This is a genomic window from Olleya sp. YS (assembly GCF_029760915.1).
In the GTDB taxonomy this organism is placed as follows: domain Bacteria; phylum Bacteroidota; class Bacteroidia; order Flavobacteriales; family Flavobacteriaceae; genus Olleya.
Genome location: NZ_CP121685.1, coordinates 2,528,864 through 2,546,878 on the forward strand (window position 1 = coordinate 2,528,864; position 18,015 = coordinate 2,546,878).

Below are 18,015 nucleotides of genomic sequence, written 5' to 3' on the forward strand. Positions count from 1 at the left end.
TAGTTGAGAATAATTAAAAGCAAAAGTAATTAATCCGAATTTTACTACACTTCATCGAATTGTTAACTCAAATTTAAGAATAAATAGGGTGAATTGTTTGATATGTATTTTTTTTGCTTGAAATTAGTAAACAGTCGTTTATTTTCGGCTTAATATTTAATCAAATAACCATTTAATTCAACAAAAATGAAAAAAGTATTACTAACAATCTTATCTTTTGTAGTCTGTTCTGCAGTATTTGCACAAGATTTACCGACAAATCCTGAACCTGGGAAATGTTACGTACGTTGTGTGACACCTGACGTTTGGGTAAACCAAGACATTACAGTACAAGTAGCACCAGCTTACAAAAAACTAAAAGTTGTTCCTGCACAGTACAGAACAGAAAATGAAGAAGTTGTTATCCAATCTGGAGGACAAGAGTTATCAGTTGTTCCTGCACAGTACGAAAATCAAACTTTTGAGGTTGTAACACAAGAAGCTTCACAACGTTTAGAAAAAGTAGCTGGATCTACAGATACAACTACTGAAGAAATCGTAACACAACCAGCTTACCAAGAGTTATCTGTTGTACCAGCAAAATATGCAACTGAAAATTTTGATGTTGTAACTGCTGAAGCTGGACAGACATTATCTGTTGTTCCTGCTAAATTAGGAACAGAAAGCTTTGAAGTTGTAGTACAAGAAGCAAGTCAACGTTTAGAAGTTGTACCTGCTCAATACGAAAACAGAACAGAAACTGTAGTAGTACAAGCTGCTTACACTAAATTACAAACTGTCCCTGCACAATATGAAACAAGAACTGAGACTGTAGTAGTACAATCTGCTGGTCAACGTTTAGAAGTTGTTCCTGCAAAATGGGCTACAGAAAGTGTACAGGTTGTTACTCAACCAGCTTCTTCAAGAGTAGAAATAGTTCCTGCTCAATACGAAACTCAAACTGTTGAAGTCGTTGTTCAAGAAGCTTCTCAACGTTTAGAAGTTATCCCAGCAAAATGGGGAACAGAGACAATGTCTTATAAAAAGCAAGAATATGGTTCTACATTAACTGTAGTACCAGCTAAGTTTACTTCTGGTTACCAAACTATCGAAGTTAAGCCAGCAACAGCTAAATGGGGAATGAGTGATACACCTGCTGCAGACTGCCAGTCAAGTGATCCTAATGACTGTAGATACTGGTGTTACAAAAATGTGCCAGCGCAGAATATTACAATAAACACTACTGAATTAGCATCTGATGCACAAGTAATTACTAAGCCAGGATGTGATCAAGGTGGAAACAATTCTGCAGATTGTGGTATGGGAACATATACAAGACGTGTTGTTCAAACTCCAGCAACAACTAGAGTAATTGATATTCCTGCTGTAACTAAAACAGTTAAGAAAACAGTAATGGTAACACCTCCTACAACTAGAGTAGTAGAAATTCCTGCTGTAACTAAAACTATTAAGAAAACAGTATTAGTTTCTCCTGCAACAACAAGAGTAGTAGATATTCCTGCAGTGACTAAAGAAGTTACTAGAAAAGTAATGGTAACACCTCCTACAACAAGAGTAGTAGATGTACCTGCTGTAACTAAAGAAGTAACAAGAACTGTAATGGTAACGCCTCCTACAACAAGAGTTATCGAAATTCCTGCTGTAACTAAAACTATGAAGCGCACTGTAGTACTAGAGCCAGCTACAACAAGAGTTTCTGAAATTCCTGCTGTAACTAAAACTATGAAGCGTACAGTAATGGCTACACCTCCTACGACAAGAGCTATAGACATTCCTGCTAAAACAACTACAGTTAGAAAAACTATTATTTCTCCAGAAACAACAAGAGTTGTAGAAATACCTGCTGTAACAACAACTATGAAGCGTACAGTAATGACTGCACCTCCAACAACAAGAGTTATTGATGTACCTCAAAAAACAACTACTTTAAAGCGTACAGTTTTGGCTAGTGATGCTAGAGTAGAAGAAGTAACTGTTCCTGCTGTTAACAAAACAGTAACTAAGGAAGTATTACAGAAAAAAGGTGGATTAACAACTTGGAAAGAAGTAGATTGTAAAATCGTTGAGTATAACGATCTTAACATAAACTGGAACTTAGGTTCTGCAACATTAACAAATGCTGCTAAAGCTGAAATTGATGCTAAATTATTACCAGTATTAGCTGATGGTGTATCTGTAGAGATTGCTTCTCATACTGATTCTAGAGGTTCTAAAGAATCTAACAGAGCATTATCTGAAAGAAGAGCTCAAGCTGTAACTAACTACCTAATTTCTAAAGGAATCAATTCTTCAAGAATTGTATCTAATGGATATGGTGAGTCAAGATTAACTAACAGATGTTCTGATGGTGTATCTTGTACAGAAAGAGAGCACTTAGCAAACAGACGTACTCAATTTAGAGTAATCAACGCTAACTAAACTTAGTAAATACTTTTCATATAAAAAAAGGAAGCCAATTTTGGCTTCCTTTTTTGTTTTAAATCAACTAATATTATTTAAATAAATCCAAACCAGGAATATTAGGTATTCCATCTTTTGCAACAGCAGCTACTTCTGTTTCATGAATGTTAGTAGCTTTTTCAATAGCTTTATTAAGTGTTAGGATTAAATAATCTTCTAATTGTTCTTTATCTTCTAATAAAGCGTCATTGATAGTTATTGATTTGATTGTTCTATTAGCCGTTAAAGTTACACTTAACAAACCGTCATTACTTTTTTCATCAACTAAAACAGTGTCTAATCGTTTTTTAGTCTCTTCTACTTTTTGTTGGGTTTCTTTAAGTTTACCCATCATTCCCATTAAGTCTCCAAACATTTTAATTTATTTTAAAGTTATATCTGCAAATTTATTAAATTCATTAATTAATATATAAAAACTAATAGTGCTAATACTATTAAATTTTACCTTTGCTGTGTCTTGAAAAACACAAAATAGTATGACTAAACCTAATATTAAACCTCCAATAGCTAAAAAAACTGAAAAAAAATTAATTATTCATAACGATACAAGAATTGATAACTACTATTGGTTAAATCAGCGAGAAAATCAAGACGTTTTAGATTACTTAAGTGCTGAAAATGATTATACTACATCAGTATTAAAACACACAGAACCTTTTCAACAGTCTTTATTTGAAGAGATGAAATCTCGAATCAAAGAAAATGACCAAAGCGTACCTTATAAGCAAAATGGCTATTGGTATATAACTAGATACGAAGAAGGTAAAGATTATCCAATTTACACTAGAAAAAAAGAGAGTTTAGAGGCTGAAGAAGAAATTATGTTTGATTGCAACAAAATGGCAGAAGGACATAGTTATTTTAAGTTAGGAGGCATTTCAATAAGTGCAGATAATACCTTAGCAGCTTTTTCTGTAGATACTGTCAGTAGAAGGCAATACACTATTTATATTAAAAATCTAAGAACAGGAGAAATCTATCAGGATAAAATAGAAAACACTTCTGGAAGTTCGACTTGGGCTAATGATAATAAAACCTTGTTTTATAGTAAAAAAGATAAGGTCACGCTTCGTTCCGATAAAATCTATAAGCATCAATTAAATACAAATGAAAAAGAAGATGTATTAGTTTTTCATGAAAAAGATGAAACTTTTAATACTTATGTATATAAGTCAAAGTCTAAAAAGTATTTAGTAATTGGAAGCTCTAGTACATTGACTACAGAATATAGAATATTAGAAGCGGATAAACCTGATGGTAATTTTAGAATATTTAATAAAAGAACTAGAGATCTTGAATACTCAATAGCACATTTTAATGATAGTTTTTATATAATAACCAATAAAGATGGTGCAACAAATTTTAAGCTTCAAAAAACGAGTGTAAATAATACTAGTGTTGAAAATTGGAAAGACGTCATATCTCACAGAGCTGATGTGTTATTGGAAGATATCGAAATTTTTGAAAACTATTTGGTTTTAAACGAACGCCAAAATGGACTTAACAAATTGCGTATTATAAGCTGGGATAAGACAGAAGATTATTATTTAGATTTTGAAAGCGAAACCTATACTGTTCAAATAGGAAATAACCCAGATTTTGAAAGTCATACGCTTCGTTATGTTTTTAATTCTCTGACAACTCCAAGTTCGGTCATTGATTACAATTTTAAAACCAAACAAAAAGATATTAAAAAACAGCAAGAGGTTTTAGATAAAAATTTCGACAAGGATAATTATACATCTAAACGTGTTTGGGCTACAGCTAGAGATGGAGCTAAAATACCAATGTCTATTGTGCATAGAAAAGACATTGTAATAAATGGTCAAAATCCTGTGCTTCAATATGCATATGGGTCTTATGGATCTACAATAGACCCCTATTTTTCATCTATTCGCTTAAGTCTTTTAGATAGAGGATTTATTTATGTCATTACTCACGTCAGAGGAAGTGAATATTTAGGAAGACCTTGGTATGAAAGTGGAAAGTTGTTAACCAAAATAAATACATTCACAGATTTTATAGATTGTTCAAAATATTTAATTGATAATAAATATACATCAAAAGCGCATTTGTACGCAATGGGTGGAAGTGCTGGTGGATTATTAATGGGAGTAATTATAAATATGAATCCAGAGCTATATAATGGTGTTATTGCTGCAGTTCCTTTTGTGGATGTAGTGACTACAATGCTAGACGATTCTATACCATTAACTACAGGAGAGTATGATGAATGGGGAAATCCTAATGATAAGGACTATTATTTTTATATGAAATCTTATTCGCCTTATGATAATGTTGAAGCAAAAGCCTATCCAAATTTGTTAGTCACCACTGGTTTGCATGATTCTCAAGTGCAATATTGGGAACCAGCAAAATGGGTTGCTAAACTTAGAAATTTAAAAACCGATAACAATTTATTGTTACTAAAAACCGATATGGATACTGGACATGGTGGCGCATCTGGACGTTTTGAAGCCTTAAAAGAAGTAGCATTAGAATATGCTTTTTTATTCAATTTGGAAGGGATAAATAAATAATCAAAAAAAATGCTTATTTTTGCGAGGTTTTGAGTTTTAAAGCCCAAAATAAGTAGCTTTTAAATAGCATTTATGAAAGACAACAAACAAGTTTTTGATAGCGTATTAGACCTTATTGGTCAAACACCAATGATAAAACTAAAAAAAATGACTTCAGGATTTAAAGGGAATTACCTAGCAAAGGTAGAAGCTTTTAATCCAGGACATTCTTCAAAAGATAGAATTGCATTATACATTATTGAACAAGCTGAAAAGCAAGGCATCATCAAACCAGGTGATACCATTATAGAAACCACTTCTGGAAACACAGGATTTAGCATAGCTATGGTTAGTGTAATTAAAGGATATGATTGTATTTTGGCTGTAAGTTCTAAATCATCTGGAGATAAAATTGACATGCTAAAAAATATGGGCGCAAAAGTCTATGTTTGTCCAGCTAATGTTACTGCAGACGACCCAAGGAGTTATTACCAAGTAGCAAAACGATTACATGATGAGATTAAAGGATCTGTTTATATTAATCAATACTTTAATCAGTTAAATATAGACGCACATTACCAATCTACAGGTCCAGAAATATGGAATCAAACCGATGGTAAAATTACGCATTTAGTAGCTTGTAGTGGTACAGGAGGAACAATTTCTGGAACTGCTAAATACTTAAAAGAACAAAATCCAAATATTAAGATTATTGGTGTAGATGCTTACGGTTCTGTACTAAAAAAGTACCACGAAACAAGAGAGTTTGATGATAAAGAAATTTATCCTTATAGAATTGAAGGTTTAGGTAAAAATTTAATTCCTACAGCTACAGATTTTGATACTATAGATGAGTTTGTTAAAGTAACAGATGAGGAAAGTGCACATACTGCAAGAGAAATATCTCAAACAGAAGGATTGTTTGTAGGTTACACCTCAGGAGCAGCAATGCAAGCTATCAAGCAATTAAATGAAAGTGGAGAATTTAAAGAAGATGATAATATTGTTGTGATTTTTCCAGATCATGGGTCAAGGTATATGAGTAAAATTTACAGTGATAAATGGATGAATGAGCAAGGATTTTTTGACAGTAAAAACGAAGCTGCTGCACAAAGTATCCAGTATATAAAATAATAATAACAATAAATATCATTAAAGTTAATCTTAATTTTAATTAAGATTAACTTTTTTGTTGATAATAGATGAACTATTTATTATGCACGTATAGTAAAAATGCCTAATTTTGTAGCATCTAACTAAATTTTAATAGCTTAAGCCAATTATTTTAAACTATAATAGCTTAATAATAGCGTTTTACAATGAAAGATTTATTTGAAAAAATATACAAAGACAAAGGACCATTAGGTAAATGGGCAGCACAAGCAGAAGGTTACTTTGTGTTTCCTAAATTAGAAGGAGAAATTTCTAATAGAATGAAATTTCAAGGAAAAGAGGTTATCACTTGGAGTATAAACGATTATTTAGGATTAGCAAATCACCCTGAAGTTAGAAAAGTTGATGCTGAAGCTGCTGCACAATACGGATCTGCCTACCCTATGGGTGCACGTATGATGTCTGGTCACACAGATTTACACGAGCAATTACAACAGGAACTAGCAGAATTTGTACACAAAGAAGCTGCTTATTTATTAAACTTTGGTTACCAAGGAATGGTATCTACAGTCGATGCATTAGTAGGTAAAGATGATATTATTGTATATGATGTTGATGCACACGCTTGTATTATAGATGGTGTAAGATTACACCATGGTAAACGTTTTACCTACAAGCATAATGATATTGAAAGTTTAGAAAAAAATCTAGAGCGTGCTACTAAAATGGCAGAGCAAACAGGTGGAGGAATACTTGTTATTTCTGAAGGTGTGTTTGGAATGCGAGGAGAACAAGGACGTTTAAAAGAGATTGTAGCATTAAAACAAAAATTTAACTTTAGATTGTTTGTAGATGATGCTCATGGTTTTGGAACTCTTGGTAAAACAGGAGCAGGAGCAGGAGAAGAGCAAGGTGTTCAAGATGATATCGACGTGTATTTTGCAACATTTGCTAAATCTTTAGCAAGTACAGGAGCCTTCATTGCAGCAGATCAAGAAATTATAGATTATTTAAAGTATAACCTACGTTCTCAAATGTTTGCTAAATCATTGCAAATGCAGTTGGTAGTTGGTGCTTTAAAGCGTTTAGATATGTTACGTACCATGCCTGAGTTGAAACAAAACTTATGGAAAATTGTTGATGCGTTACAGTCTGGATTAAAAGATAGAGGGTTTGATATTGGTACCACACAAAGTTGTGTAACTCCTGTATACTTAAATGGTAGTATTCCAGAAGCTATGGCTTTAGTACGTGATTTAAGAGAAAACTACGGGATTTTCTGCTCTATTGTAGTGTACCCTGTTATACCTAAAGGGCTTATTTTACTAAGAATGATTCCTACAGCAACTCACACTCTAGAAGATGTATCAGAAACTTTAGATGCTTTTGATGCTATTAGAGACCGACTAGAAAATGGAACTTACAAGCGTATGTCTGCTGCTTTAATAAAGGCAATGGGAGAATAACGCTTCCACATTACATTTTATAAAAAAATCTGATTCTAATGAATCGGATTTTTTTAGTTCCTATAAAATCGTCTATCCATAAAAAAACTACTTATCCAGTAGCCATTAATTTTAATGGACTTTCTTAACAATTTTTCTAATATTCTAGTATCACCATAAGCTGGATCACTTCTTCTAGTATTTGTTACTATAGAATGTCCATAATAAGTTCTGTGATACGTAAACTCGTCTATACGCATTAATCTACTTTTGTCATAAAACCTTTCGTCATTCCAAGTTCTATATTTAAATTCTAATAATAAATCATAATATCGTTTAACAGCGTAATCTGTGTCTATTGTTGAGAGTGGTTTATCATTAAAAATGTTTTTTGAAACATACCTTAGTAAGTGCTTAGATGGCGCTATTTTTTTAGCAAATAACTTTAAAGCGTCATCATTTTTATCATTTAAAGCATCTATCAATTCTAATTTGAGTGCTTCAAAAGTATCAAAACCATTATGTGGTTGCATAGCAATATTAGGCGTTAAAAACTTTCCATCTTTATTTATAACACGCATTTCTCCATTATAGAATGTTTGAGCTTCATTAGATTCAAAATTAGCTATTTGATCAAATGGTCCTGCGTTTAATGTTTTATCTTCTAAATTGATTAATTTATAATGTTCTCCAGCTTTTGCTTTAAATAAATTATCTAAGCTAATTTTAGTTAAAGCTTTGTACTTAAATGGTATTAATTGATTGCCTTTAAGATCTAAAAGACCAAATTTATTATTCTTTTTAGCAACAAAATTAATTGATTCAATGATATAAGAACTCATAAAGCCAAACTCTATAAACTGATAATCAAAAGGAATAATAGTTTTGTTTTGATGATTTATTACTCCAAATTTATGTCCTTTTTTTGCTATATAATACGTTGCATTATCTGTTTCAAATTTTTGTAAAATTTGGTCATATATTAATGGGATATTTATAGTCAAGTTTGTTTCGTCAATAACTCCAAATTTTTCTCTCATACTTTGGACTAATAAAAATGTTTTACCATTTTCATTAAACGGATTGATAAGTTTGTTTTGGTTATATATATATCCAAAACCTTTAAAACCTTGGTCAAATAATTGTGTTCCTGTCTTCTTATTTATGAATATTGTGGAATTAGTATTAGTCGCATACAAAAGATTACTTTGCTTAGTACTTGTTTCATTGATGGAGTTATACTCGACAGGTAGTATTTGTTTTCCTTGTTTATTGTAAAGTCCTCTTTTATCATCTTTCATCGCTATAAAAAAGTTTGATTTTGGAAATACATATTCAAACTCAACTGGTAAAATAGTTTCACCGTTTTTAGCTATAATACCTTTTTGTTTTCCTATTCTAACTTCATAAAAGTTACTAAATCCACTTTGATAAAAATCATCCATTTCATCATATAATGGAGGGATGATAACTTCCCCTTTGTTATTATACCAACCTACCTTTTTGTTTTTTGAGACCTTAAAACTAGTACTAAGACCATGAACGCTTATATTGTCAAATTCTATTGGCAAAATAATTTCTCCATTATAATTTATAGCTCCTTTTAATTTGTCTTTTGTAAGTATAACAAAGCGTCTTCCACTTGTATAAGTATTGTCATAAATAGTTGGTAACAGTGTTTTACTAGTTTTGAAATAAATACCTTTTTTGTCTTCTTTTGTCAAATTATACAAGTTTCTACCAGAATCAAAAGCTATTTTGTTATATATAGTTGGTAGGATCTCTTTACCTTCGGGAGTTATTAATCCATATTTATCTTCTTTGTAAACGGTTAATAAATTAATGTCATAATTACTTTTATTTAACATCAATTCTGTTTTATTTAACCTCAAGTTTTTCAAATTTTCTGCAATAGCATCAAATTCAAATGGGATAATAATTCCGGATTCACCTAAAACACCGAACTTATTATCTGTTCTAGCAATAATTGCATTTTTATAAACAGAAACTTTACTTAAAGGTGCTTTTAACTTTTTTTCATTTTTATAAATAAAAAAAATGTTTTCATCTTCATCTTTTATTAAGCCAATATTTAGTTCTGGATTACAATACACTATATTGTTGTATTTAACAGATAGGATTTTTTTTCCATCTATATCAAAAGTACCTTGCTTATTGTTTTTGGTGGCTAAAATATAATTGCCAAAATATTTTTTCTCTAATTTATCATATTTTATAGGTATTATTGGATGGAATGTTTTATCAATAACACCATAAAACTGTCCTTTTTTTACAATAAAGCTCTCTTTATTTAGATAATATACTTCATCATAAATGGGCTGTACAACCACTTGTTTATTAACCTTAAATCCAATTTTACCATTTTCTTTGAACTGCCAAATTGTATTTTCGTCCGTTTTGACTTCTTCTATTGGGACTTCCATAAGTTCTTCTTCCATCAATTCCTGATCGCTGCCAATGGTTTGAGCTGTCACTGAAATAATAAAATTGAAACACAATAGCAGCAGGAGATAAGCTCTCATAATTTTTAATTGATTAAAATTGAAGAAAAATGTTTTAAAGCGTCTTTTTGAAAGTACAACGTCTAATGTAAACTTCAGGGTTAAAATGTTTCCATATTTTATGTATGGCTTCATTATCTTCTAATTCTGGAGTACGATAGCACGTTTTGATGTCTTTTTTACGAAATGTATTGTAATATTCATTAAAAATAACAGCATGTACACCTTTATTTTGATATTCTGGATGTACACCTATTAAGTAAAACATAACGTCTTTACTTTCTTTTTTAGCTTTAAGTAACTTTAGAAACCCTAATGGGAAAAGTTTTCCATTAATTTGTTGTAATGCTTCTGCAAATCTTGGCATAACAATAGCAAATGCTACTAATTTATCTTCTTTGTCAACAACAAATTTGATATACTCTGGATTTATAAAACTGATAAATTTTTTCTTAAAATATTCCTTTTGTATATCAGTAATAGCAACAAATGAAGATAACGCAGAATAACTTTCATTAAATAAATCAAACATCATATCTGCATAAGGCATGACTTGTGCTGTTTTTGTAAAAGTTAAAGGTTTAAGTTGATAGCGTCTCTTAATTAATTCTTGTGCTTTAAGGAAAAATTCAGGTTTTACATTGGCAAAAGGAAACCTGCTTTCAGAATATTTTTTTTCAATATCAAAACCTAATGCCTCGTAATGATTGATATAATATGGATGATTGTACCAAGTTATCATATTACCAACTTGCTTATATCCTTCTGTCATTACACCAACTTTATCTAAATTAGAAAACCCAACAGGACCCTCTGTATACTCTAAATTATTGGCTTTTCCTATGTTGTAAACCTCAGTGATTAATGCTTTACTGACGTCTTTGTCATCTATAAAATCAAACCAACCAAAACGCATTTTTTTAATGTTTTGATCTTTAACTTCCAACCAATTAATTATTGCAGCTATTCGACCAACTAGCTTATTATTTTTATAAGCTAAAAATAATGTAGCTTCTGCATCATTAAATATTGGATTTTTACTTTTATTGAAAGTGGCTAATTCTTGACTAACAATAGGAGGTACCCAATATTTGGAATCCTTATAAATTTTAAAAGGGAAAGTAACAAATGCTTTATAATCTGCTTTTGAAACTACTTTTTTGGTTGTAATCATATAAAAAGAAAGGGTTAGTCTTCGTCATCAAAATCTATTACTTGCGATTCTTTTTTACGTTTACCTGAATCCTCAGGATTATCATCAGAATCTTCGTCTTTTTTCTTTTTCTTCTTTTTCTTGTTTGCTTTTCTTTCGTATTCTTCTAAAACGTCAGTGCCATTATCTTGATCTGCTTCGGGATCTTTATGAAAATCCAATCGGTATGACGCTCCAAAATTGACACTAAAAACAGAAGGTGTGTCTTTTGTGTTGAAGGTTAACGCAGTATCTAACTGAAAATTTTTACTCCATAGATAGGCACCTCCAAATCTAAATAGATTATCCGCATAATAATCACTTTTTATACCTTGAGTTTCTCCAAAAAGTACCCACTGTGTGTTTATTGCTTTGGTTAATGTTACTATATATTGAAAATCTGAATAATCAGAACCAATTCTGTCTTTAGCAAAATTCATAACCAAAACCCAACCGCTATTAAAATTATGTTGTGTCGCAACCATTACTTTAGGTGTAAAACCACCTTCATAACTTGGTCTGGTAAATGGATTGGTGTAAGGGATATAAGTGTTATTTTCTGCATCATAATGAGCACCAACATAAACTGCTACCGCAGGAATTAAATAGCTCCATTTAAACTTTCTGTTAGCGTGGTAGCTATATAAGTTTGGTTTTTCCTCACCACGATTCTTGTATGGATCGTATACTAAGTATTTTGCACCTAAAGTTAAATATCTAAAATTAGCACGATCAGTTTCAGAGGGGAAAGATGCAGAACGATTATCTGTAAATGTATCATTTTGATAAGTGCCTTCAACATTTAATTCTAATTGTTCCCAAACTAAACCATATCTAACAGCAAAATCAATTCCAAATCCTGAAGCTTCGTTTTTTAGTGGTGTATGCTCTTCTTTTACAATGTATGGACCAGCTTCAAACTGTACTACATTTTTTCCGACAGAAAAAGCACTTCTAGATACACCAGGTCTGTTAGAATTAATAACTTCTGTATATTGTGCTGTAGCTGTAAAACCAACTAAAAGTAGGAGGTAGTGTAATATTGTTTTTGGGTTAAGCATAATTTAATGTTTGAAGTCAAATATAAGATTTTATATTTTTTTTAAGTATTTAAAACTTAATTTAAAAATGAAGTATTGTATTTTTGTTATACAGTTAAATATATAATTAAATTAATATATGGGTTTATTAAGAACCATACTTATAATTGCCTTAATTTATTACGGTATAAAAATCTTATCACGATTATTTGCTCCAATGCTTTTTAAGTATGCAGCAAAAAAGGCTGAAGAACGTTTTGGTGGTGCCTTCAACCAACACAGACAAGAGCCTATCCAAAAAGAGGGTGAAATATCCATAGACAAAATGCCTGAAAATAAATCTTCAAATAAAAATGTTGGTGAGTATGTAGATTACGAAGAAATTGAGTAATTTTCAACCTCACAGTTTTTAAAGATATTTATGCAATTTTCGTTTAAAAAAATCATACCACATGTTATTATTTTGGTAGGATTTATTATCTGCTCTCTAGCTTATTTTAGCCCAGTTTTACAAGGTAAAGTTATTTTCCAGAGTGATATTGTTCACTACACTGGAATGGCTAAGCAACAAAAAGATTTTAGAGCTAATACAGGAGAAGAAACATATTGGACCAATAGTGCGTTTGGAGGTATGCCTACCTATCAATTAGGTGCTAAGTATCCACACAATTACATTAAAAAGTTAGATTTAACGCTTCGATTTTTACCTAGGCCTGCAGATTATCTGTTTCTCTATTTTTTAGGCTTTTATGTACTGTTATTAGTACTTAAAGTAGATTGGAAACTGGCTGGATTGGGTGCTTTGGCATTTGGATTTTCTACCTATCTCATAATAATTTTGGGCGTAGGACATAATAGCAAAGCGCATGCAATTGCTTATATGCCTTTAGTCTTAAGTGGTATTTTACTCACCTTTAGAGGTAAATACCTAGCTGGTTTTTTATTAACAGCAGTAGCTATGGGATTAGAGTTGGTAGCTAATCACTTTCAAATGACTTACTATCTAATGTTACTTGTTTTGGTGTTAGGTGCCTCTTATTTGATTGATGCTTATAGAAAGAAAATGTTACCACATTTTTTTAAATCGGTTGGAATTTTAAGTGCAGCAGTACTATTAGCTATTGGTTTAAATGCTACTAATATTTTAGCCACTCAAGACTACGTTAAAGAGAGTACACGAGGTAAAAGCGAGTTGACTATTAATGCAGATGGTAGTCCACGTGAAAATACAGATGGACTTAGCAAAGATTATATTACAGAATACAGTTACGGATTACTAGAAACTTTTAATTTATACATTCCAAGATTTTTAGGAGGTGGAAGTGGAGAAGATGTAGGAGAAAATTCTGCGATGTATGACTTTTTTGTAAAACAAGGTGTATCACCTGTAGAGGCTAGAGAGTATACAAAAGGATTACCAACCTATTGGGGAAATCAAACTATAGTTGAAGCACCAGCTTACATTGGTGCAGTGGTCATTTTCTTATTTGTTTTAGGGTTGTTTTTAGTTAGAGGACGTCTAAAATGGTGGTTAGTTGGTGGTACTATTCTGTCCTTATTACTTTCCTATGGAAAAAATTTAGAGTTTTTAACCGATTTCTTCATTAATTACATTCCGCTTTACAACAAGTTTAGAGCAGTAAGTTCTATACAAGTGATTTTAGAATTATGTATTCCTGTATTAGCTGTATTTGCTTTAGTTAGATTGTTTAATGATGTTGTTAAAACTGAAGAAAAAATAAATGCTTTAAAATATACAGTTGCCATTACATGTGGATTAGCAATTTTGTTTTTATTTGGGAGATTTACTGGAATTATTGATTTTGTAGGAGGTACAGATGGAAGAATTAGAGACAGTTATGGTCAGCCTTTTTTAGATGCCTTAAGAGACGATAGAGCAAGTTTATTTACTACTGATACTTTAAGAACATTGTTTTTTGTGCTTTTAGCTGCTGGAGTAATTTATTTCTTTTTGAAGGCAAAGTTGTCAGAAACTAAAGTCGTCATAATAATAGGATTACTTATAGTTGTCGATTTGGTTAGTGTTAACAAACGCTATGTTAATAATGATGATTTTGTGTCAAAACTAACGATGCAAAAACCGTATCAGCCTAATCAAGCCGATTTACAAATCTTAAAGGACAATTCTATTTTTAGAGTATACGACTTGACCTCTGGAGCTGCAAAAGCGAGCTATTATCATAATGCATTAGGTGGTTACCATGCAGCTAAACCTAAACGTTTCCAAGATTTATACGAGTTTTATATCTCTAGAAATAACATTAATGTACTAAATATGCTTAACGCAAAATACATTATTGGAGAAGGTGAAGATGGTCAACCCTTTCCATATGTTAATAACGATGCCAATGGAAATACTTGGTTTATAGAAAATTTATTAAGTTTTGATTCTGCTGACGAAGAAATTAAGTCATTAGATACACTATCTAATAAAAAAGTTGCGGTGTATTCAAAATCAGCAAAAACTAAGATCAATCTTCCTAATACTTTTAAAAAGGATTCACTTTCAACCATAAAAGTTGTTGATTACAAACCAAATTACATAAAATACGAATCTGAAAACACAAACGATGGATTTGCAGTGTTTTCTGAGATGTATTATGGTAGTGGATGGAATGCTTACATTGATGGTGATTTAAGACCTCATATAAAAGTTAATTACGCTTTAAGAGGAATGGAAGTCCCAAAAGGTAAGCATACCATAGAGTTTAAATTTGAGCCTGAAGTAGTCAAAACAGGAAGTACAATTGCTTTAGCAAGTTCTATTCTTCTTGGACTATTGGTGCTAAGTGGTTTGTTTTTTGGTTTCAAAAGTTTAAAACAAACTCAAAAAGATTAATATTTCATGGCTTAATTTCCGCGAAAGCGATATTGTAATGAATAAAAAAAAAGTACTCATTATTACATATTATTGGCCACCAGCTGGAGGTCCAGGAGTACAACGTTGGCTTAAATTTGTAAAATACCTTCCAGAGTTTGGTGTAGAGCCTATTGTGTATTGTCCCTCTAATGCTAATTACCCAATTATAGATCAATCTTTGCTAAACGAAGTACCTTCGGTTACTATAATTAAACAACCGATAACAGAACCTTATAAGTTAGCACAACTATTTTCTAAAAAAAGTAAAACGATTAGTAAAGGGATAATTGCGCAGAAAGAAAAACAAAATTTATTAGAGCGCTTAATGCTATATGTAAGAGGAAACTTTTTTATTCCAGACGCTAGAAAAAAATGGGTAAAACCATCTGTTAGATATTTGTCAACTTATATGTCTGATTTTAATATAGATACTGTTATTACTAGTGGTCCGCCACATAGCATACATTTAATTGGATTAAAATTACAAGAAAAATTAGGTGTGACTTGGCTTGCAGATTTTAGAGATCCTTGGACAAGTATTGGCTACCATAAACAATTAAAATTAAATAAAGCCTCTAAAGCAAAACACAAAAATTTAGAGAAGCAAGTGCTAAATAATGCAGATCAAATAATTGTTACTAGTCCTAGCACTAAGTCAGAATTTGAAGATATTACCAATAGACCTATCCACGTTATTACTAATGGTTATGATTCTGAATTAGTAAATGTAAAAGAATTAGATAGCAAATTTACATTGTCACATATTGGGTCTTTATTATCTAAAAGAAACCCAGAAGTACTTTGGAAAGTTTTACAAGATTTAGTTGAAAATGATAAAGATATTGCTGCTCAATTTCAATTAAATTTGGTGGGTGAAGTAGGAGAAGAAGTTATACAGTCTATTAAAAATAATAATTTAATTAATTATTTAAATAGAATAGGTTATGTTTCACACAATGAAGCAGTTAAATTTCAAAAAAAATCACAACTATTATTGTTAATTGAGATAGATTCTGAAGATACTAAAGCTATCATACCAGGAAAATTATTTGAATATATGGTGTCTAACAGGCCAATAATTGCAATTGGACCTAAAGGAGCAGATGTTGCTTCTATTATAAAAGAAACCAATACAGGACAGTATTTTAATTATGATAATTACGAGGGAATAAAACAGATTATTCTTCATCATTTTGAAAGTTATAAGCAAGGCAACTTGAAAACCAATCCTATTGGACTTCAACAATATTCTAGAAAGCAATTAACAAAATCTTTAGCAGAATTAATAAATCCTTCCTAAATTAGAATTTTAAATCCTTTTTAAATGTTATGGGAATAGTTATTAACCAATCTATCAAAAACACTGTAATAACTTACATTGGTTTTGCTATTGGAGCTATTAACGTCATTTTTTTATATACCAAATTTTTAAGTGAAGCTTATTTTGGATTAATCACATTTATCTTATCTACAGCAAATATATTAATGCCATTAATGGCATTTGGTACGCATAATACCATTGTTAAATTTTATTCTGCTTTTAAAACTAGACAGTCTCAAAATGGGTTTTTAACATTAATGTTAATATTACCGCTTGTAATAATTATACCTGCTGGTTTAATTACACATGTTGCCTATGATACTATTTCTAATTGGCTGGCAAAAGAAAATATCGTAATTAAAGATTACACTTGGTTAATCTACATTTGCGCTATAATGTTTGCTTACTTTGAGGTTTTTTATGCTTGGAGTAGAGTACAATTGCAAAGTGTGTTTGGTAATTTTATGAAAGAGGTATTTCATAGAGTTTGCATAACTATTTTACTACTATTACTTCATTTTGGATATTTAAATGTAGAGCAACTCATTTATGGAATTGTAATCGTGTATGTATTCAGAACATTTATAATGAAACTCTACGCATTTAGCTTGAGACTACCAGTTTTAAAATGGTCAAAAATCCCTAATCTACAATCAGTTTTAAAATATTCTGCATTAATTATTATTGCAGGTTCTATTGCTAATATCATATTAGAGATAGACAAATTTATGTTAGGTCAATTTAAAGCACTAAATAATGTTGCTTACTACGGTGTGGCAATATATATAGCGACCGTTATAGGTGTTCCTGCAAGGTCTATGCACTTAATAACGCATCCATTGACTGCTAAATTATTAAATGATAAAGATAAATTTGGTTTAAAATCACTATACCAAAAAAGCTCACTTAATTTATTTATCATCAGCGGTTTTATTTTTTTGTGTATCATTATTAACATCAACCAATTATACTTACTTATACCACAAAATTATAGTGATGGGTTTACGGTAGTATTAGTCATTGGTTTAGCCAAGTTATTTGATAACCTTTTAGGTAATAATAATGCCATTTTGTTTAACAGCGATTATTACAGAATTGTACTTGTATTTGGTGTGGTTTTAGCTGTTATGACTGTAGTTTTGAATTTTTTATTGATACCAAAATTTGGTATCAATGGTGCAGCCTATGCAAGTTGTATTACCATATTTGTTTACAATACTATTAAGCTGATGTTTGTCTACAATAAATTTAATATACAACCTTTTACTTTAAGTACAATTAAGACCATGTTGCTTATAACTTTTTGTGGCTTATTATTATTTTATTGGGAATTTCCTTTTCATCCTATTATAAATATTGGCTTAAAAAGTATGATTTTAATATTTATTTATGGATGGTCTGTTTATAAGTTTAATTTATCTGAAGATATTACTAGTATATTAAAACGTTTTATTCCATAAAAAAACCTACAGCAATTGTTTTAGGGCAAACAACCGTTGTAGGTTTTGACTAATCAACTAAA

General features: G+C 30.8%; 12 protein-coding genes. 8 read left to right on the forward strand and 4 right to left on the reverse strand.

Translation table 11 applies throughout. The features are described from left to right. The first annotated feature begins 186 nt into the window (after window positions 1-186). Complete coding sequence (locus Ollyesu_RS11565; protein WP_279301381.1) at window positions 187-2,418, forward strand: OmpA family protein; 2,232 nt, start codon at window positions 187-189, stop codon at window positions 2,416-2,418. A gap of 73 nt (window positions 2,419-2,491) precedes the next feature. Here Ollyesu_RS11565 and Ollyesu_RS11570 read toward each other — a convergent pair whose 3' ends face one another. After that, a complete protein-coding gene (locus tag Ollyesu_RS11570) occupies window positions 2,492-2,815 on the reverse strand; it encodes a YbaB/EbfC family nucleoid-associated protein (RefSeq protein ID WP_279301382.1) in 324 nt (107 codons plus the stop codon). A 121-nt stretch (window positions 2,816-2,936) separates the two neighbouring features. On the opposite strand from Ollyesu_RS11570, the gene Ollyesu_RS11575 reads away from it, so the two are divergent. The 3 genes from Ollyesu_RS11575 (at window position 2,937) to Ollyesu_RS11585 (ending at window position 7,558) form a co-directional block, all read left to right on the forward strand. Then, window positions 2,937-5,000, forward strand: coding sequence for a S9 family peptidase (locus tag Ollyesu_RS11575; protein WP_279301383.1), 2,064 nt, complete (start codon window positions 2,937-2,939; stop codon window positions 4,998-5,000). Window positions 5,001-5,072: 72 nt separating this feature from the next. Continuing rightward, window positions 5,073-6,113, forward strand: coding sequence for a cysteine synthase family protein (locus Ollyesu_RS11580; protein ID WP_279301384.1), 1,041 nt, complete (start codon window positions 5,073-5,075; stop codon window positions 6,111-6,113). A gap of 185 nt (window positions 6,114-6,298) precedes the next feature. Continuing rightward, window positions 6,299-7,558 (forward strand): aminotransferase class I/II-fold pyridoxal phosphate-dependent enzyme, encoded by a 1,260-nt coding sequence (locus Ollyesu_RS11585; protein ID WP_279301385.1) that lies wholly within the window; start codon window positions 6,299-6,301, stop codon window positions 7,556-7,558. A gap of 53 nt (window positions 7,559-7,611) precedes the next feature. On the opposite strand, the gene Ollyesu_RS11590 is transcribed toward Ollyesu_RS11585, so the two are convergent. The 3 genes from Ollyesu_RS11590 to Ollyesu_RS11600 are packed head-to-tail and all read right to left on the reverse strand — an operon-like array spanning window position 7,612 to window position 12,312. Then, window positions 7,612-10,194: a WG repeat-containing protein gene (locus tag Ollyesu_RS11590; RefSeq protein ID WP_279301386.1), complete on the reverse strand. Its 2,583-nt coding sequence runs from the start codon at window positions 10,192-10,194 to the stop codon at window positions 7,612-7,614. Beyond that, complete coding sequence (locus Ollyesu_RS11595; RefSeq protein ID WP_279301387.1) at window positions 10,115-11,233, reverse strand: GTP cyclohydrolase; 1,119 nt, start codon at window positions 11,231-11,233, stop codon at window positions 10,115-10,117. Before Ollyesu_RS11595 ends, Ollyesu_RS11590 begins: the two co-directional genes overlap by 80 nt. A gap of 14 nt (window positions 11,234-11,247) precedes the next feature. Next, window positions 11,248-12,312 (reverse strand): transporter, encoded by a 1,065-nt coding sequence (locus Ollyesu_RS11600; protein WP_279301388.1) that lies wholly within the window; start codon window positions 12,310-12,312, stop codon window positions 11,248-11,250. Window positions 12,313-12,430: 118 nt separating this feature from the next. Here Ollyesu_RS11600 and Ollyesu_RS11605 point away from each other — a divergent pair, with 118 nt between their 5' ends. From Ollyesu_RS11605 to Ollyesu_RS11620, 4 genes are read left to right on the forward strand one after another with little or no spacing between them, the layout of a single operon-like run. Continuing rightward, window positions 12,431-12,682, forward strand: coding sequence for a DUF4834 family protein (locus Ollyesu_RS11605; RefSeq protein WP_111659438.1), 252 nt, complete (start codon window positions 12,431-12,433; stop codon window positions 12,680-12,682). A gap of 30 nt (window positions 12,683-12,712) precedes the next feature. After that, complete coding sequence (locus Ollyesu_RS11610; RefSeq protein WP_279301389.1) at window positions 12,713-15,151, forward strand: YfhO family protein; 2,439 nt, start codon at window positions 12,713-12,715, stop codon at window positions 15,149-15,151. A 37-nt stretch (window positions 15,152-15,188) separates the two neighbouring features. Next, on the forward strand, window positions 15,189-16,472 hold the full coding sequence (locus Ollyesu_RS11615) for a glycosyltransferase family 4 protein (protein WP_279301390.1): 1,284 nt from the start codon (window positions 15,189-15,191) through the stop codon (window positions 16,470-16,472). 29 nt (window positions 16,473-16,501) lie between these two features. After that, the gene (locus tag Ollyesu_RS11620; protein WP_279301391.1) at window positions 16,502-17,953 is read left to right on the forward strand and encodes a polysaccharide biosynthesis C-terminal domain-containing protein; all 1,452 of its coding nucleotides are present in this window, start codon (window positions 16,502-16,504) and stop codon (window positions 17,951-17,953) included. The last annotated feature ends 62 nt before the right edge of the window (window positions 17,954-18,015 follow it).